15 protein-coding genes and 2 pseudogenes are annotated in these 18,407 nt (G+C 59.3%); 4 read left to right on the plus strand and 13 right to left on the minus strand.

Annotation, left to right across the window (positions count from 1 at the left end; translation table 11 throughout):
* Positions 1-28: 28 nt before the first annotated feature.
* The 4 genes from So717_RS18395 to ribB are packed head-to-tail and all read right to left on the minus strand — an operon-like array spanning position 29 to position 7,377.
* A complete protein-coding gene (locus So717_RS18395; RefSeq protein WP_159980068.1) occupies positions 29-2,425 on the minus strand; it encodes an efflux RND transporter permease subunit in 2,397 nt (798 codons plus the stop codon).
* The gene (locus So717_RS18400; RefSeq protein WP_159980069.1) at positions 2,406-3,971 is read right to left on the minus strand and encodes a class I adenylate-forming enzyme family protein; all 1,566 of its coding nucleotides are present in this window, start codon (positions 3,969-3,971) and stop codon (positions 2,406-2,408) included. Before So717_RS18400 ends, So717_RS18395 begins: the two co-directional genes overlap by 20 nt.
* 1 nt (position 3,972) lies before the next feature.
* Positions 3,973-6,714, minus strand: a complete 2,742-nt coding sequence (locus So717_RS18405) for a 1-acyl-sn-glycerol-3-phosphate acyltransferase (RefSeq protein ID WP_159980070.1) — start codon at positions 6,712-6,714, stop codon at positions 3,973-3,975.
* Between the two features lie 9 nt (positions 6,715-6,723).
* A complete protein-coding gene (gene ribB / locus So717_RS18410) occupies positions 6,724-7,377 on the minus strand; it encodes a 3,4-dihydroxy-2-butanone-4-phosphate synthase (RefSeq protein ID WP_159980071.1) in 654 nt (217 codons plus the stop codon).
* Positions 7,378-7,586: 209 nt separating this feature from the next.
* Here ribB and So717_RS18415 point away from each other — a divergent pair, with 209 nt between their 5' ends.
* On the plus strand, positions 7,587-8,291 hold the full coding sequence (locus tag So717_RS18415) for a helix-turn-helix transcriptional regulator (protein ID WP_159980073.1): 705 nt from the start codon (positions 7,587-7,589) through the stop codon (positions 8,289-8,291).
* Between the two features lie 9 nt (positions 8,292-8,300).
* On the opposite strand, the gene So717_RS18420 is transcribed toward So717_RS18415, so the two are convergent.
* Both So717_RS18420 and So717_RS18425 read right to left on the minus strand, forming a co-directional pair.
* On the minus strand, positions 8,301-8,855 hold the full coding sequence (locus tag So717_RS18420; protein ID WP_159980075.1) for a hypothetical protein: 555 nt from the start codon (positions 8,853-8,855) through the stop codon (positions 8,301-8,303).
* A 39-nt stretch (positions 8,856-8,894) separates the two neighbouring features.
* Positions 8,895-9,578, minus strand: coding sequence for an acyl-homoserine-lactone synthase (locus So717_RS18425; protein ID WP_159980077.1), 684 nt, complete (start codon positions 9,576-9,578; stop codon positions 8,895-8,897).
* 442 nt (positions 9,579-10,020) lie between these two features.
* Between So717_RS18425 and So717_RS18430 the strand changes: the two genes are divergently transcribed.
* Positions 10,021-10,368 carry a c-type cytochrome gene (locus So717_RS18430; protein ID WP_159980079.1) on the plus strand — a complete coding sequence of 116 codons (348 nt, stop codon included), beginning with the start codon at positions 10,021-10,023 and terminating at the stop codon, positions 10,366-10,368.
* 137 nt (positions 10,369-10,505) lie between these two features.
* Here So717_RS18430 and So717_RS18435 read toward each other — a convergent pair whose 3' ends face one another.
* From So717_RS18435 to So717_RS22585, 6 genes are all read right to left on the minus strand, one after another.
* Complete coding sequence (locus tag So717_RS18435) at positions 10,506-11,738, minus strand: ATP-binding protein (protein ID WP_159980081.1); 1,233 nt, start codon at positions 11,736-11,738, stop codon at positions 10,506-10,508.
* Positions 11,739-12,438: 700 nt separating this feature from the next.
* Positions 12,439-12,924, minus strand: coding sequence for a TOBE domain-containing protein (locus So717_RS22575; protein WP_159980083.1), 486 nt, complete (start codon positions 12,922-12,924; stop codon positions 12,439-12,441).
* Positions 12,921-13,529 (minus strand): carbohydrate ABC transporter permease, encoded by a 609-nt coding sequence (locus tag So717_RS22580; RefSeq protein ID WP_159980085.1) that lies wholly within the window; start codon positions 13,527-13,529, stop codon positions 12,921-12,923. The genes So717_RS22575 and So717_RS22580 overlap by 4 nt, the downstream gene beginning before the upstream one ends.
* A gap of 77 nt (positions 13,530-13,606) precedes the next feature.
* Entirely contained in the window at positions 13,607-14,485 is an 879-nt protein-coding gene (locus So717_RS18450) for a carbohydrate ABC transporter permease (RefSeq protein ID WP_159980087.1), read from the minus strand.
* Positions 14,486-14,640: 155 nt separating this feature from the next.
* Positions 14,641-15,798 (minus strand): extracellular solute-binding protein, encoded by a 1,158-nt coding sequence (locus tag So717_RS18455; protein WP_159980222.1) that lies wholly within the window; start codon positions 15,796-15,798, stop codon positions 14,641-14,643.
* 12 nt (positions 15,799-15,810) lie between these two features.
* A complete protein-coding gene (locus So717_RS22585; RefSeq protein WP_275113685.1) occupies positions 15,811-15,945 on the minus strand; it encodes a hypothetical protein in 135 nt (44 codons plus the stop codon).
* A gap of 151 nt (positions 15,946-16,096) precedes the next feature.
* Here So717_RS22585 and So717_RS18460 point away from each other — a divergent pair, with 151 nt between their 5' ends.
* Together So717_RS18460 and So717_RS22405 are read left to right on the plus strand one after the other, a co-directional pair.
* Positions 16,097-17,002 (plus strand): LysR family transcriptional regulator, encoded by a 906-nt coding sequence (locus tag So717_RS18460; RefSeq protein WP_159980089.1) that lies wholly within the window; start codon positions 16,097-16,099, stop codon positions 17,000-17,002.
* Between the two features lie 167 nt (positions 17,003-17,169).
* Positions 17,170-17,471 (plus strand): annotated as a pseudogene (locus tag So717_RS22405) (transposase); the annotation flags it as partial.
* A gap of 362 nt (positions 17,472-17,833) precedes the next feature.
* Here the strand turns inward: So717_RS22405 and So717_RS22780 are convergent.
* Positions 17,834-18,325, minus strand: a pseudogene (locus So717_RS22780) (integrase core domain-containing protein); the annotation flags it as partial.
* Positions 18,326-18,407 lie beyond the last annotated feature (82 nt).

The raw sequence follows: 18,407 nt of genomic DNA on the forward strand, positions 1-18,407 counted from the left end.
GGAGCTTTGGAAGCGTTGGGTCGGATCGTCATGATGAAGGTTTGGGGGTGGCGGACGGTGCCACCGTCGTCTCGGCCCAAGCGGCAGACTTGGGTTTGGCATCCTCTCGGCCCTCGTCCTTTGGAAGCAAGAGCGCCGGCAGGAAGGTCAGATCCACCACGAGGGCCACGAAGAGCACGGCGGCGGCGAGGATGCCAAAGACCTGATAGGGCGCGAAGGAGGCGAAGACCGACACGCCGAAGGCCACCATCAGCACCAGCGTGGTGGCACAGAGCGCCACACCAGTCTCGGCAAACACGCCTTCAAAGGCTTGCCGCGCGCTGAGACCCAGGCGCTTGAGGCGCTGGAATTCCGACAGGATATGCACGGTGTCATCGATGGCGATACCGAGCGTGATGCTCACCACAAGCACGGTGCCGACGTTCAGGTTTTCCTGCAGCAGCCACAGGCCCAGCCCCCCGATCAGCAGCGGGGTCATATTCGGCAAGAGGGCAATCGCAGCCAGCTTGAAGGATCTGAAGGCCATCCAAAGCAGGCCACTGATCAGCAGCAGGGCGATGCCGACGGAGGAGAGGAAGGAACCCACTACATAGCTTTCCTGCCGCTGGTAGAGCGCATATTTGCCCGTCACCGTCGCATCGAGGCCAAGCCGCGCGGCCTCTTCTTCGATCAGAGCGATCTCCTGCAGAGCTTGGGAGGAGCTGCTCACCCGCCACATCACGGTCAGCCGCAGAGCGTCGCTTTGCGTCGAGATGCGGTTGTCCACAGACAGACCAAGCGGCAGACCCATGGTGTAGAACAGAAGCTCTTGCGCGATGACGCTCTGGGTATCGGCCAGGCGGTATTCATTTTCGTCGCCATCGTTCAGCGCACGACGAGACGCTTTCAGAAAGTCGACGATGGAGAGCACCTGGACCACGTCCGAGCGCGCCTCGATCCACTGTTCAAGCGTGTCGACCCGCCGCAGAAAGTCAGGATCTTTGGCACAATCGGCACATCCAGCTTCGATCATGATCTCGATGTTGCGGGCTGAGCCGACGCCTGCGTCGATGGCTTCGACCCCATTGCGCAGCGGGTGGCCTTCGGTAAAGTAAGCCACCGGGTCCGCATCGATCTTCACTTGCGATCCGGCGAAGCTGCCTACTAGGATCAAGGCGGCAAACCCGGCAAGGATCGGCTTGCGATAGGCCGCCAGCCAGCGGACAAGGGTTTTGGTCCGCTCCGGCGCAAGGCGCATCGGCTCGCCTGCACGCGCCCCGCCGAACGGCAAGAGCAGCAGCAGCGGGCCGAGCAGCAGATAGGATAGCAGCCAGGCCAAGACGACCCCGGCAGATGCAGCCAGCCCCAGCTCGGCAATTGTCTTGATGTCGGAGACAGAGAAGCTGATGAACCCGATGGCTGTGGTCACCGTTGTGATCAGCGTAGGCTTTACGTTCTTGGTCAGCGCGTAGAGTGCTGCTTGCTTGCGGTCGGGTTGGTCTTTCTGAGCCAGGCGGTAGGTTACCAGAATGTGCAGGCAATCGGCGACGGCCACACCGATCATGATCTGCGGCAGCACCGTTGTGATCGACGTCATCTGCACGCCCAGCCAGCCCGCCAGCCCCAGCACCCCAAGCGCCGAGGTCACAATGACCACCATCGCATAGACCACACACCACACACTTCGCAGCACGGCAAAGATGATCAGCACGCAGGCCAGCAGCAGCAGCGGAATGATCTTGGCGTTGTCCGCCTCTGCGATCTCGGCGAAAGAGGCCACCAGCATGGGTGCTCCAACAAGGTGGAACGTGTGCCCAGTGCCTCTCTCTTCCGCTCGCGCGACCAGATCGCGCGCCGCAGCAACGACCTTGGCCGCATCGGGCGCGGTCTCACCACTGGGCCGCAACGTGCCGAACAGCAGCGCCATGGTGCCGTCAGGCGAAACCAGGTAGCCCGGCAGTGTTTCGTGCGACAGCGCGATCTCCTCGCGGTCGGTCAGAAAATCCGCGCTCAACTCTGCTGACGGCGCGATCAGCGGCTCGACAAGAATGTCATCACCCTCAGCGAAGGCCCGTTGATAGTTGGTGAGGGAATCCACGCGGATGACCTCGGGCAGCTGCCACATCTCGTCGGTCAGCGCATGCAGCAGCGCGATGGACGCGGGGTTGAACAGGCCCTCGGTGTTCTGCACGGCGATGATGATGGAATCGTCATTGCCGAAGGTGTCCTCGAAGCGGTCGAAATCCTGCAGCCAGGTGTCGCTTTCATGGAAGTATCCGGCATAGCTGAAATCGGCCTGAAGCCGCGCGAGGCCGGAGAACGCAAAGGCCATCACGAGCACCCCACAGAGCAGGGCAAGCCGCGGATAGGTCGCCAGCACCCTGGTCAGGGACCGGGCAAATCGCGGGTGCGCGTGCTGTTTCGGATCAAGCGGTGATGCAGACATCTTCTTCAATCTCCTTGGGTTTCACCCGGGTCAGCCAGTTGTCACGCAGGGCCCGTTTCAGGATTTTGCCGGAGGGGCCGAGGGGGAACTCCGCGACAAACCAGATTTCATTGGGATGTTTGTACTTCGCCAAAAGGCTGCGCACCGTGGTCTCGATCTGGGCGTGCGCCTGCGTGAGCGTGGCTCCATCATGCAGGATAACGGCAGCCAGAATACGCTCGCCCCGGACCGGGTCAGGCAGGCCCACAACCGCCACATCACGCACCCAAGCCGTCGTGCGGATCGCATCCTCCACCTCCAGCGGTACGATGTTGTAGCCGCTCTTGATGATCAGGTCTTTCTTGCGCCCGACGATAAAGCAGAACCCGTCCGCATCGATGTAGCCAAGATCGCCGGTGTGCAGCCAACCGTCCCGGAGGACCTGCGCGGTTTCATCCGGGCAGTTGAGGTAGCCAAGCATCATGTTGCCGCCGCGAAAGACCAGCTCTCCGACCACACCCGCCGGGCAAGGGCGGCCGGCGTTGTCGATCACGCGGCCTTGCATGCCCACATAGGGTTGCCCGACCGATCCGATCTTGCGCCGATTGGGGGGCGGGCCGTTGCTGGCCACGCTGACGGTTGTCTCGGTCAGCCCGTATCCTTCAAAGATCGTCGTGTTAAAGCGCCGCTCAAATTCCGACAACAGATCGCTGTTCATGGCGGCGCCACCTGTCAGGCAGACGTCGAGGACGGGAAAGGTCAGATCGGGCCGGGCCGCGCCTTGCTTCAGCAGAAAGTCATACATGGTCGGCACACCGGCGAACCAGTGGATGTCATCCCGCGCGAGGCTTGTCGCACAGGCCTCAGGGTCGAAGCGTGCATGCAGCACAACTGTCATCCGCCGTCTGATCGCCGTGCTGACCAGCGCATTGAGCGCGTAGGCGTGAAACAGCGGCAAGACGCAGAGGATACGGGTGCCCGGCGCGGGGTCGAAGGCTGTGCAGATCATATCGACCTGCGTCTGCAGGCCCCGATCCGAGATCATGACCCCTTTGGAGGGGCCGGTTGTCCCCGATGTGTAGAGCGTGAGCATATGTTGGTCGGGGTGGATGGGATTGCACACAGCGTCGCCGCCCGTGTCGCAGAAGCGGTCGAACGTCATATGCGGCCCGGCATAATCACCGACGACGATGATGTCCGGAGCCTCCGCCAGACCTGCGATCGCCTCCTCAACCACGTCAAGGAACTGCCCAGAGACAAAAAGCAGCTTCAGGGCACTGTCACGAATGATGTGGCGCGCCTCGCGCGGGGTCAGCAGAACGCTCATCGGCGTCACCACCCGGCCGTCAAAGAAAGCGCCATAGGTGACGTATAGAAACTCCGGTAGGTTCGGCAGCATGACCCCGACGGCCGCTTTGCGCGGCAAGGGCGCCGATTGCAGCGCGGCGGCGACCCGGCAGGCCCGGTCGTGAAAGTTGCGATAGCTGATGCCCTGCCCCTCGAATTCCAGGGCGATGGCATCAGGGCACTCCCGCGCCGCGCTCACCAGATCCCGGTAGATCGCCATCTCAAGCCACCGTCTCAAGCTGGGGGCGCTGGCGCTCTGCGGTCAATTGCGCGGCCTGATGCAGTGATGCGGCCTCGGGGATGTACTCGCGGATCGCTTTGTCTTGGGCTGCGGCAGAGACGCAGTTTTCCATCAGGAAGACCACGAAGGCGAAGAACTCTGCCGCGAAATCGCGATCCGCCGCCGGGTTGACCGATGTGCCGCTGTAAAAGAACCGCCCGTTCACGGAGCGCAGCCAGAAATAGAGCATCGCCCCCCCTTTCTGCGAGGCACTCATCCCGTGCAGACTCCTGATCCGAACCGGCCCGACCTGCGGGTCGAAGGGGAATTTTCCGACATTGCTCATGGTCAGCGGCCCGCCAACCCCGCCGCCGTCGACGCAGTGCAGATTGTACTTGTCGTAAGCCCGTTCGAGGTTGAAAAACCGATCAAAGACCTGGTGGAAGATCAAAGGCGATTTGGTATCGATCTCCGCTCGGGAAGCCTCCATGAAAGATCGGGCCAGCTCCCAGAAACTCGCCGACGGATCGCCGTTGAAAATGACCGGCGAGACGCCGGAAAACAGGCCCACGGACTCCTGCGCCCTGTCTCCACCCGGGATGAACCGGCGCAGGCTGAAATCCATAGGTACATAGTATTTCTCCTTCGGCCCGAAGGACGATTTGGAGAAATGCAGCATCGCGCATTGGATCGCGGCGGCATAGGCGCCGCCCACGGTCACACCCTGCGCGCGGCACGCAGCTGTGATCTTGTCAAAATTTGCCGGATCGCCATCGTGGAAGTGGCAGTCGGTTACCATCTGCGCGCCCTTTTTCAGACGCCCTGCAATGGGCAGCGTGCTCCACTCGGCAAAACGGGTGCGGGCGCGGATAAAGCTCTCGCGGTGGATCAACCCCACGATCTTTTCCAGCAGGTTGACTTTGGGTGCGCTGACCAGTGCCGCTTCGGTTGGGGGCAGATCAGGGCCAAGATCTTCGCCCGCGCAGTGCCGGGCAAAGTCGTGCAACAGCCGCATCAGCGATACGCCGTCAATCACCGCATGCTGCGCGTTCAGAATGACGTGGCCGCTTTCCGGCAACCAGGTCAAACGGAACATGTAACCCTCGGACAGATCAAAAAGGTGATTGACCTCGCGTTCCGCCACCTCTTCCCAGAAAGGCCGAGCCTCCGCGTCACGACCCTGCGCGGGGCGTTCCTCGCGGACGTGCAGCCGGGTCTGATCGGCGGGCTGGTATTCAAAGACCGGGCGCTTGTCGCGACCTTCAGGCCAGACGACGCGCGCCCGCAGCCCCGGATGGCGCTGTTGCAGCGCACTGGCGGCGTCAAACACCTGCGCAAAATCGAAAATGCCATCGATCTGCGCCACGATGATGTCAGAAATGCGGGTTTGCGCCATGACCAGTTCGAACCCCCGCAACGGGCGTGTGGGTGGCGTGGCTGTTGTGGTGTCGGTCTGCTGTAGCTTGGTCATGAGTGCCAATCCTCTCTCCCGGCGCCGCAAGGCACGCACGCCGGATATGCTCTGAGTTCCGTCAAATGTGGTTTGAAGAAGGGACAGCGCCGATGCAGTCTCGCCCTGGCCCGCGAGGGCCTTGGCATAGCCGTGCACAAACCGCGCCTTGGGGTAGCCGTAGGTCTCGGCGGTCTCATACGCCGTTTCGAAGTACCGTACCGCTGCCAGCGGATCGCCACCGCCCAAAAGCCGGGGCAGTCTGAGCTGCAAAAGCCCCGCGCAGTAATTCAGATACGCATGGGTCCCGTCCTGCGCGAGGGCGGCCTCCAGAAGGGTCTTATAATAGCCCAACTCGAACACCGCGCGATAAAGCGGCAAGTCCCCCACCCGGAAGCCCACCGCGCGCAGCTCCTGCAAATCGAGGTCAAAGTTAGTTTGCCGCAGAATGTTCTTGGCCGAGGTAATCTGCAGCACACGCGCGGCATCCTGGCGGGTGATCAGCTCCGCTCCTTGATCCAGCAGGTCTTCGAGGTCGTCATCGGCCCGTCGGGCCACTGCTGAGACTTCGGCAGAGACCTGCTGTGCGACCTCCTGGTCCGAGACTGTGCGAAAGGCGGTGCTATGGATCCACCCCCGGACCTCGTCACAGATCCGGCGCGCGACCTCCTGTGGGTCCGCGCCTGCAAATCGCTGGCTGCGTGGGTCGATGGGGGCGCCAAAAACGATGCTGCCGGTTTCACCCGCTTTGAACCGCAGGCTTCCCTTGGGCAAAACATTGGCAAAGTTGCGCACGGTGACCGGCAGGATTGGAACCCCGAGATCAACCGCGAGGTTGAACGCCCCGTACCGGAAGGGGTGCAGCATCGTTCCGTCAGACCGTGTGCCCTCAGGGTAGATCACCACCGCCTCGCCCCGCTGCAACAGGGCCGTCATACGCGCATAGGTGTCAGCCTTGGCGGCCGGATCAATCGGAACCGCGCCGCCCGCAACCTGCAGGAAGGCGACAAGCGGATTTGTCAGCGCCTTTATGTTGGTGGGGATCCGCACCTTGCGCCCGGTGAGCTTCCAGACCAGCGCGGTGATCGCAAAGCCATCGAAATAGCTTTGGTGGTTGGGCACAATGATCACCGGGCCGGTCCTTGGGATGTGCTCCGACCCCGCGAAATACTTCAGATGCGTTTCAAGCTTTCGGTCGAGGTAGGACAGGAGCATGCGAAAGACGGCTGCATGCGCCTGCCGTATGATGCGGCTCTCATTGCCAACATCCGGGATCGAAGAGGGGGCCAACATCACGTCGGCTCAGACCGGTTCGAGGTCGAACTGACCGACGTATTTGCAAAGATCGTCGATGGTCACATAGGTGATCCCGAATTTCTTCGCCATCTCAAGCAGCTCTGGGCGCCGCGCCATTTCGCCATCCTCTCGGATCACTTCGACGATGACCGCGGCATGATGCTGCAATCCGGCCAGACGGCAGAGCTCCACGCCCGCCTCCGTGTGACCCCGCCGCGCCTTGAGATACCCCGGCCGCGCAACCAGCGGGAACATGTGACCCGGCGCCTGCAAATCGGTGGCCTTATAGGTGTCGCTGACCACGACCTCGATGGTCTTGGCCCGGTCCCAGGCCGAAATGCCGGTGGTCACCCCATGAGCGGGCGTTGCATCCACGCTGGCGGTAAAGGCCGTGCCAAGGTGATCACCGTTACGCTCCACCATTGGGGTCAGCCCCTTCTGCCGCGCGATCTCGTCCGAGACCGACAGGCAGACCAGCCCCTTACCTTCGGTGATCATGAAATTGATCGCCTCAGGCGTGGCGTGTTCTGCGGCGATGACAAGATCGCCCTCGTTTTCGCGATCCTCGTCATCGGAAACGAGTAGGAATTTGCCTTCTTTGAACTCTCTGACAGCCTTTTCGATCAGCTGCGTTCGATCTAGCGATAAAACATCAAGCACCGACGTATTCCTTTGAGGTTGTTGCTACGAATAGCTGCAGCATGAAGAGCGACATGCTGCGAAAACATCCCCATTCCGGCGGTGTCGGTTACGGTTCATACAATTGTGGGATTGAATCGCTCTAAAGCACCCAAGGACGGTTGGCATTCGAGAAGATCAACAGGTATAAAAATACTAATTTCTACTTATGATAGAAGAATCATGCCATTGTGTCAGACACATTAAACAAGACGCTCGACCGGATCGTTGAGGCAAACGCGACAGCGGATGCCATCCGGATCGTTCAGGACAACTACGCGCATGACTTCACCACCTTTCATCTGCTGGCGAATCCGGCAGAGAAGCTGGACAACCCTTTCGTGCGCACGACCTATCCAGACGCCTGGGTCACGCATTACCTACTGAACAACTATGCTGTGGTCGATCCGGTGGTTGAACGCGCGCTTTCTGAGGGCGAATCCTTCGGCTGGCACGAGTTGCCCCCCTCCCCCAAGGCGCAGGGCATGCTGAAAGCGGCGGAGCAATACGGCGTTGGTCAATCCGGCTACAGCTTTGTCTATCAGGACAGTCGCGGCAGGCGGGGCCTGTTCAGCCTGAATTCCCGCATGCCAAGGCGGGAGTGGATCGGATATATCGAACCGCTGGTCGATGATTTCGAGACGATGTTGCCGATCCTGCAGGCCAAGGCTGTTTCGGAAGCAGCAGCAGAAAGCCACGACGCACCGCAGCTTACCCGCCGGGAATGTGAGTGCCTGCGGCTGTCGTCCGAGGGCAAATCCTACTCGGAAATCGCCATTATCCTGTCTTTGTCAGAACATACGGTGCGCAGCTATCTCAAGCTCGCACGGATCAAGCTGGATTGTGTGACGCTGGCGCAGGCGGTGGCAAAGGCGGTTCGGATGCGGATCATCTGATACCAGGCCTCAGCGGCGCCGCGCCCGCCGTCTGAGGGTAAGGAGGGCGGCCAACCGCGCTTCGGCCTGCGGCCCGTCGATGCGGCAGGCCTGCTCAAAACAAGTGGCCCCAAGCTCTGGCGCGCCCGCATCTTCGTGGATCAAACAGAGCGCCACTTGCGCCTCTAAGGCTAACAATGGTGGAAAGTCAGTAGAGGAAGCTGATATTTCAAACGCCCGAAGAAATTCATGGGCTTGCGCATGATCAGAGTCGCCAGGACCCAGCCGCGCCCAGGCCAGCCCATTGATCAGCTGGATTTTCAGAGCAGTGGACTGATCCGCCCGGTGCAACGCGTCTCGCGCGATCTGCAAAGCATTTCGGCGATAAAGTAGGTCATTCACAGCCAATCCGGCGTCGGTTTGCACAATGATCAGAAGAGCGGCTTTGCAGCCCAAAAGCAAACCGTCCGGGCCTATATCGCTAAGCTGTTTCTCGACAATACCAAGACACCGCTCGGCCTCGCGCACGCCATTGAGGTGGGCCTGCAAAAAGAGGTCGAGCGGATCGGGTTCGGATAAGGACATAATTATAACCCGCCCTTTTCGAGGGGCGGGCCTTTCAGGTTAGCCGCTCAATGCCATGTTGGGCACCGCAGCAGGGGTATAGGTCGGAAGTCGTTGGAAGGTTTTGGGCAGGGTGACGACGGGCAGATCGATGCCGATGCTTCGCCGCATCTTTGCCAGCACCTGCATCGACACTTCGAAGGAGGCACAGCAGACCGGGCGCGCGCCATAACCGTCGGCCTTGCCATGCATGACATAATCAAGCCCGGCCCGGCGGTAGACCCGGCTCATCGCAGGCTCGAAATTCGAAACCATCCGACGCGCCCCAAGCGCCAGACAAACCTCGCAGAGCGCCAGAAACAAAAAATTGAACCCCGCCCCAGGTGCCAGCGTCGGAAAGTCACGCGCGATCAGATCGTCATCGATGCACATCCGTGTCCCTTCAAGAATGTCATCGCCAATCAGTTCCGGCGCGTGGTTGTGGGTGGCGCCAAAGACGTCATATAGCAATGTCGGAGCAGTGGTCGGCAAAAGCCGGATCAGACCGTAAAGCGTGCGGCGATCCGGGCTGCACCACATGAGATACTGCACTTTGTCATTGTCATATTCGTCGAATTCCATGTTGCCGGTGATCGGCACGTCCCAGCCGAGCTGGTCGTGGAACACCTTCTTGCGAAGGCGAAAGGCAGCCTTGAGAAGCGGAAGGTTGTGAGCAAAGTCTTGAGATTGTATCAAAGTAAACATTGGGTGGCTCCTTGTTGTCACCCAATCTGAAACAGCAAATAATTCAGTCGATTAGTCCCTCATTGCGACTGGCACTTAAGCCGTGCACGATTGAGGGTATGGCCAAATTCACCGATTTGAAGTAGCGCTTTCTGCATCGCAGCAAGCAGCGCGTATTTTCGCCGCCGGGCGTTTGGTGCCAACGACTTCCGGGACAGATGCGCCTGCCAACGCAGACCAGCTTAGGCTGTATCGGCGCAGACGAATCGACCCACGGCGCTCTCCCACTCCAACGTGACCCGCAGCCGCGCAGAAATCCGCTCATGACCACGCGATGACCTGAAGTGCCATCGACCCGCGCGCCCTGCTGTCTTCTGACCCGGGTTGCCGAGACACCCTGTTGGAAACGCACCCAAGGCTCGTTACAGTCCTTATCAGATGTGAACCCAGGGAGGGGGCAAACATGACCAAACACGTCATTCTGGCCGCGGTGCTCGGTCTTTTGAGTGGCCCCATCTGGGCTGAGACCAAGGCCGAGGATACCGGCGCAGGGGTCGAAGTGGACATGGCAGCGGCCGAAAAGATCTTCCGCAAGTCGTGTCGTGCCTGTCACGGCAACAAGGCGCAAGGTGCGGCAAGCTATCCGAAACTCTCGGACAAGGATCCCGCCTATATTGCGGAAAAGCTTGAGATCTATCGCTCGGGGGAGCGGATCGGGCCAAACTCGATCCTGATGATCCAGCATGCGAAGAAGCTGTCCGACGAGGATATTTCAAACCTCTCGGTCTATGTCGCCACGGCGTTTGACTAGGACCTGTATCCGTCAGTCATTTTGAGCCTCTCACGTCTGACGCGATTTACGGAGCGCATTGGCAGTTGCGGCAAGCTGGTGTGATTTTCCAGCTGCCTGTCGCGCCCTTTTCAGAGATCCAACCTCTCCCGGCACCGTCAAACCGCCTGCGCGTCCCATAAATTAGAAACAGGCACCGCGGCCAGTCGCTCTCCGAACGGAACAACATCGGCGCCATCATAGAGCACCGCCCCAAACGCAAACCGGTCGCCACATGCGTCTGCCAAAGTCTTCAAGCCTTTGAAATCCGACGCGCGAACGGTGGCGGATGCCTTGACCTCGATGCCCGCAATCGCGCCATCGTCTCGTTCCAGAACAATGTCCACCTCGCGCATCTCCTGGTCCCGGTAGTGATAGGGCGCGAGACGCAAATCCGTCCCGGTCATCAGCTTGCGCACCTCCGAGAACACAAAGCTCTCCAGCAGCACCCCTGCCAAGTCTCTGTTTTTCCGGACCTTCTCGAATGTCAGCCCACGCGTCGCCGCGAGAAGCGCTGTGTCCAGAAAATGCAGCTTGGCGGTTTTCGTGATCCGCTTGATGGCGTTGGTGTACCACGGCTGAAGCGTCGAGATCAAAAAGACCTGTTCCAGCAGCCCGACATAGCGTTGGCCTGTCTTGTGGCTCACGTTGATGCTCGAGCCAAACTGCGAATAATTCACCAATTGACCTGAATGTTCCGCAAGAAACCGGACGAATTTTGGCAGCTCGGTCAACTTCTCGACCTCCGCAATGTCCCTCAGATCACGGGTCAGCACCGACGTCAGATAAGAGCGCGCCCAATCCCGCCGACGCCGCTCGCCCCCGCGCGACAGCGCCTCCGGAAACCCGCCCTGCAGAATAATGTCGAGAAGCTCATCGCCCAAAACCGGGGCCTGGGGCGCGCGCAGGTGCCCCTCAAAGAGCTGGTTCAAAAATGTCGGCTGCACGCCCGCAAGCTCGGCACGGGCAAGCGGCAACATGGGCAGCGTCTCGATACGCCCGGCCAGGCTGTCTGCGACTTTCGGCAATGTCAGCACATTGGCTGATCCGGTCAGCAGGAACCGCCCGGGGCGATAGTCCTCGTCGATGGATTTCTTGATCGCCAAAAGCAGATCCGGCGCCCGTTGAACCTCGTCGATGGTGGCAATGTCCAGACCGCGGATGAACCCGGCGGGATCGGCGCGTGCAGCGTCCAGGACTGTCTGGTCGTCCAGGGTGATATAGCGACGCGCCTCGCCGCCCACGGTCTGCACCAGGGTTGTTTTGCCCGCGCGCCGTGGCCCCACAACCAAAACCACCGGTGTGTCGCTAAGTGCCTCGCGCAGACGGGGGTCAAGAAGGCGTGGGTACATGGTCCGATACGGCCCGGAATTTGAACATCTAGCTTCCGGTAATTGGAAATCAGGTACCTGTCAATTGGAAGTGAGATCTCAGGCGCCACTGTACCCTGATTAATCGCATTATATGGATTGGATGCTTTTTTGGGCGGTTTTTGTACCCTCAATTACGACATATCCATAGGGTGCCACATCAGCGCATGACATAGCTTTCATGCTTCCAGATCGCATCGGCTCGGGCCAGAAGCGCTTGACGATTTGCCGGGAGCCCAAGTTCCGAGATGGCCTGTCGCGCTGCGGTTAGTGCGTTCTCTGATGCTTTTGGTCGTCTGGGGTGACCTGATATGGTTGGTATCCGCAGCCTGTTTTAGAGCCATGGCACCGCGAGCGACGCGGATACGCAGCCTGTCCGAGATACTATCGTCCGAATGTTTCGCAACAAGGACCTGACCGCAAGTTTCGCATGTCAGTGACCAAGCAAAGCGCCAGTGCCGTAAGATCACGCTGGGCGTTTGGGCCATACACTTCGTACAGACCTGGAAGTCATCGTCCGATATGAAGATGCATCGTATCTGGAAGGATCATGGTGAAACGGGCTTGGCAAGCGCCGCAACCAGAACCGACCAGCGCCGTGCGCGAAACACTTGCCATAGCGCAAGGCGTTCCCTTTGGTGTCGTGGGCGCCAACTTCAGTGCTGCTTTCAAATAAGAACTCTCAAGCGCGCGCGATGTTCAGACGATTGCCATCGCTATCAAATAGGTGGACGCCGTCGCGTGGGAGATCGACGCTGATCTGTCGATGCCCGTTCTGATCCAAACGGACGGACGAGGCGATGAGCATCCTGGTTCCGGCGACAGAAACGTCGAGAATCGTCCGGTCACCGGTACATTCCGATCGCACAACATTTGCCGGATATGCACCGTCGCCGACGTTTTTGTGTACGATGATGTCTTCGGGGCGGATGCCAAGCGTTACCGGGCCGTCATGCGAGATATCCATGGGCAGCGCGACGCTAAGCTCACCTGCAACAAAAGAGGCGATCGATCCTCCGACAATGTGACCTTCGACAAGATTGATTGGCGGCGAGCCGACAAAACTCCCCACAAATGTGTTCGAAGGCCTGTCGTAAAGCTCAAGAGGTGTGGCGAACTGCTCGATGCGACCGTCGTTCATCAGCATGATGCGGTCTGCCATCGTCATTGCTTCGACCTGATCATGTGTGACGTAGATCGCCGTTGTGCCGAGTTCTTGTTGCAAGGTGCGAATATCAGAGCGCATCTGGACCCGGAGCTTGGCGTCAAGATTTGACAATGGCTCAGCGCCACAAAGCCCGCCCCGTCGATATAGGCCGCCTCCTCCAGCTCTCGTGGGATTTCGCGGAAGAAGGATGCAAGCAGCCACAGCGCCATCGGCAGATGCAAGGTTGTGTAGGCAAAGATCACCGCGAGGTAGTCATTGGCGAGGCCGACCGAACGCGCCATCTCGTACCACGCGCCCGCCAGCGACACCGCAGGGATCAGGTTGAAGGCCATTGACCAGACCAGAAAGGCGTTCACGACCGACATGGGCCAGCGCATCCGAAAGAGGGAATAGCCCGCAAAAAAGCCGATCACCATCACAAGCGCCGTGCTTGTGGTCGTGACGATCAGGCTGTTGGCAAAATTTCGGAAGTAGTCCGACGTGCGATCAAACAGCACTTCTTCGTAGTTTAGCATCGTAGGCGTGAAGGCAACCTCCCCCATCAGAGGGGAAATCTGTGTCTTGAGGGACGACAGCGCGATATAGACGAAGGGGCCCAGGGTCATCAGGACCGCAAAGAGCAGCAGGCCGTGCGAAACGGCGGTCCCCCAGCGAAAGCGTGACGGTTGGCGTACCCGGGGCCTCATTGCTCTTTGACCTTCCCGCTTCCTGCCGTCATTGCGATGACAATGATGAGTGAAACGACAGCAATGACCGTCACCGACAGCGCAGAGCCATAGCCTGTCTGATCCTGAAGGAAAAACCGCTGGTAGATGGTGAAGCTGACCACTTCGGTCGCGGTGCCGGGGCCGCCGGAGGTGAGCAGGAAGACCTCATCGAAGACCTTGAAGGCGATCACCGCCCGGAAAAGGAATGTCATCATCAGCGCAGGGATCAGCAGCGGAAAGGTCACATAGCGGAACCTTTGCCATTCCGTGGCGCCATCCACCTTCGCCGCCTCCGTGACGTCCCGAGGCAGGGACTCGACCGCCGCCAGCAGCAGCAGGAAGGAAAACGGTGTCCAATGCCAGATATCCACGACGATGACAGCCGCCAAGGCGGTGCTCGTCGAGCCGAGCCAATCGTGGCCCGGAAACCCCACAGCCTGCAGCAGCAAGTTGATGATACCAAATTCGGCATTGTACATCAGCCGCCAGATGGCGCCGATGACGATGCCGGGGATCAGGATCGGAAGGATCAAGAGGGCGCGGTAAAACCGGCTTTTGTACCCTATGCGCGCGCAGGCCAACGCGAGAACCAGGCCCAGCACGACCTGCGCTGTCGTGGCGACGATCACCAGGATTGTCGTGTTCACGATGCCAGCCCGGAACAGCGGATCGCCCGGGATCCTCGCATAGTTCTCCAGCCCCACAAAAGCCATCTGTTTGCGGCCCTCCAGCCAGGAGACCTCAAAGAAACTGGTGAAGACGAGGTTCGCCACCGGCAGCACCGCAAGCGCTGCAAAGATCAAAACAGAGGGCGCGAGAGAGAGATATCGCGCGACGGGGCTCAGCGTGAGCATTTCAGACGTCCTTTCCCAACCGCAGTTGCGGCAGGCTCCGTTATCAATCTGACAGAGCGGCTTGGCTACACTTCAGAGGTCTGCATCCTGATGCTTGGGGCAAACTGGACAGGGCGCGCCGTGATGATCGCGCCCTGTCCGTGGTTCTGACGCGTTCATTCCAAATCCGGCAGGCGACCCGTTTCGTAACCGGCGCCGGCGAGAATCTCTTCAAGATCGGCCGCCATGGAGTTCAGCGCCTCCGTTACAGACATCTCTCCCGCAACGGCGGCATTCAGACCCAGTTCCATGACAGCGGCAAGTTCGGCCCCCTCCAGGATGGCCCACATCGCCCCCGCCAGGGGAAGCCCCTCGCGCATGGCCCGCATATAGCGGTTCTCCGGTTTTTCGGCGAAATCCGACTCGTAGGCGGCCGCACTCACAGGCGCGCCGCCCAATTCCGCATAGGCGATCTGCGTTTCAGGCTTTTGGAACCATGACAAGAACGCAAGGGCCGCCGCCTTGTGATCATCCGGCAGGTTCTTTGGAATGCCGCCAAGCCAGTGCCCCAGTGAGGGGGTGGAGGTGAAGCCTTCAGCCGCAGGCAGGATGGCATAGCCCACCTTGCCGATGACCGCTGATTTGTTGGGATCATCCATTTGCGCCCAGGCCGCCGCAGGCAGAACAGTATGCGCCACCTTTCCTGTCACCAGAAGCTGGATCAGATCACCCTGGGCGAGGTTCGCCGTGTTCTCCGGGCCAAGCTCATTGGCCATCCGAACATAGGTCTCCAGCGCGGTGCGGCCCTCTTCACTATTGATCGTGACGAAATAGTCACCGCCCGCCACGTCTCTGAAATAGGACCCGCCATAGCCCTCGATGAAAGGGAAAAAATCCCAGGTGATGGACACTGTGCCGCGACCTGCACGCTGCGCGACATCCAGGACGCCTTCTTTCTCCTGGAGCATCGCCGCATTGGCTTCCCAATCGGCAAAGGTTTGGGGGACATCCAGCCCGTGCTTGTCGTAGAGATCCTTACGGTAAAACATCAAGGTGATGTTGGGGTTTATGGGAACGGTCAGCAGCTCTCCGGTTTCTTTTCCGATGGCGCCACTCGCGCTGTCAAACCAAGGCGTACCGCCGAACTCATAGACCTGGTCGTTCAGCTCAAAGCCGGGATCGATGTTCTTCAAGGGCTCCAGAAACCCTCCAACATACATCTCGGGGTAGAAAATCCCGTTGATAGTCAGAAGATCATACTCACTTTCGTCAGACCGCACGGCATTGCGCTGTTTTTCGAGACTGCCGGCATAGGGGTTGACGTCGAGATTGATCTCATTCCCGGTCTATTCTTCATAAAGATCAGCAACGGCGGCAAACCCTGCCAGCCAGGGCGATTGGTTGATGACGACATTGATGGGCACCTGATCCGCAGCAAGGACTGTCGTCCCAAACGCTGCGAGAAAGGTCGCACCGATCATAGATGTCTTGAGTTTTGTCAAAGTCATTTCGTGGCCCTCTCCTCCAACGGGTCTCGCCAATCTCACATGTGGTGAAAACTTCAGAAAAGCTTCTTTTCTTTTGATTTACACACCCTTTGGGAATACCTTTCCGGCGCGGGAGGATGGGCACATGTCGTCTGCAAAACGATACGGGCATTTCGTTGCCGTCTTCGAGCACGGGTCACTTCTCAAGGCGTCAGAGGCGATCAACCTAAGCCAACCCGCGCTGTCAAAGAGCATTCGCGCTTTGGAGGATGAATACGGTGTCACCCTGTTCGACCGTCAGCCGCGCGGCGTGACGCCCACGGCGTTCGGGCGCGCTCTGGAACGTCATGCCAGACGGATTCTCCTGGACATCGAGCAATCACGACAGGATCTCTCCGCGATCGCGTCGGGCGCGGCAGGTCGCCTGAGGATTGGCGTGGGGCAGGCCCTGGTGGAGGTTGTCGAACAGGCACTGAGCGAGCTGGAGAACGACTATCCGCAGATTGAGACGCTCTTGATGACCGACTATGCCGAAGGTCTGACCGCCGCGCTTTTGGAGAACCGGATCGACCTGATGTTTGGGATGACAAACCGTCTTGAAACGGATGACAACTTTCAGACCGTCGTCCTCGCAACCGACCGGATCGTCGGACTGTGTAATGCCGATCATGAATTTGCCGGGCGCAAAGTCACGCTGCCCGAGCTTGTGGGCACGGCTTGGGTGGTGCCAGAACGTGGCGAAATCGTCCGCAGTGCGCTTGAGGCGTTTTTGCTGGTCAATCGGCAGGCGCTGCCACGCTACAGGATGATCACCAACATCCCGTCCGTGGTGGGGCGCTATGTCCGTGACTATGGCGTTCTCAGCCTGCTGCCTGAAAGAAGTCTCAGCAGCTACCGCCACTACGATCTTGCAACGTTTGACATCAAAGGCTTCGAGTATATCCGCAAGATCGGCACAGTACAGCGCGCGGGCGTCTACCATAGTGAAGCCCTACGCGCGTTCGCGGCGGCGTTGACGCGCGTGCTGGATGGCTTGGAGACCAATCCGTAGATCTTAGAGCAAAGGTCAAAGGCGGGTGCCGGGCCTGAGGGAGCAACCCGAAAGCTCGTCGATGGGCGGACGCCTTGTCCACCGCCCGGACATTGTCCGTGACGGAGACAAAACGCGCACCGGGCCATGATTCTAAGAGGGTCCGAATGTGGCTCTCAACAGTCGAGATGCCGACGGCGGAGGGTTGCCGCATGCATGGCCTGTGAGCCAGGGCACATTCTACAAGTTCAAATCGAAGTATGGCGGTATGGAAGTGTCGGACGGTCTCCATTGATTGCACCATTGGTTCGAGCAACAATGGCGACAAGTTACGGGCGTTGGAGGACGAGAACGCGCAGCTCAAACGCCTTCTGGCGGATCAGATGTTGGACAACGTCGTTCTGAAGGGTTTGCTGGGAAAGAGCTGACGCCATCAACAGACCAACGGAATTCGGTGCTCCGCACGATACGGGGTCATAATATCTCACGATGTGCCCTCAAGCAAATTGCATCCATTGCCCGGCAGTCGAAACACAGTTTCGATGAGTGGGGTGCAGTACACCAAGGTAACCCACTGAAATTGATGAAGACTATACCTGGCAATACCCACCTGTCATCGACGCGAGGTTTGCCCTGGGACTCCGGAAAGCAGCGCGCGAGATGCGCCATTTACGCATCAGATAGCTAGAAGGGATCAGACATGTTTCCCCCTCGTTCTTGAGCCTTGCAGCGCGTCATCTGTCCGAAATTAATGAACCCTGAGCCTAAAAAGGGCTGTCCGATGCCAGGATTTTTGGTGCCACTTGAGACATGAACGAATTGAGAGTTTGGTTTGTCTGGTTTGATTGATTGTGCGGCGGATTTGCGGTGAAACAAACGCCGGGTTTCGATGGTGTTCTGTTTGATCCTTTCCATTGACCGGGTATTGATTGCGAAGCAACCAATGAGAGGGACGCTGTCTCAGAATGGTTCAGCCGCGCCCGAATTGGACATCAGCCGGGGTCAGGTTTGGAGGCTCTCATGATAGCGCTTGTGGTTGTCGTGGTCGGCGAAAGCGTCGAGCTGTCGCCTTGGATCGCCAGGCAAGTGGTGGTTTTCCGGCACGGCGCGGTTTTTGAGCGTGTGGTGCCGACGTTGGATGGCCCCCCGGATTTGTGGGTGATACGGGGCACCGTGGACATGATCCACCTGCCGATCTTCCAGCCAATCCGCTAGAGTCGCCGAGATGTAACTGGCGCCGTTGTCCGGGTAGCAGGCGCGGCTTGTGCAGAACCGCACCTGATCACAACCCGAAACCCACGGCGCCAGGTCGAGCGCATCGGGCACATCTTCCGCCTTCACCGTTTTCACACCGGCCTGTGCAAAAAGCCTCACAATATTCTTATTCTGTTAACCCACTGGTAAGCTTTTCCGCGCATTCCAGAAG

The organism is Roseobacter cerasinus (assembly GCF_009811755.1).
GTDB lineage: Bacteria > Pseudomonadota > Alphaproteobacteria > Rhodobacterales > Rhodobacteraceae > Roseobacter > Roseobacter cerasinus.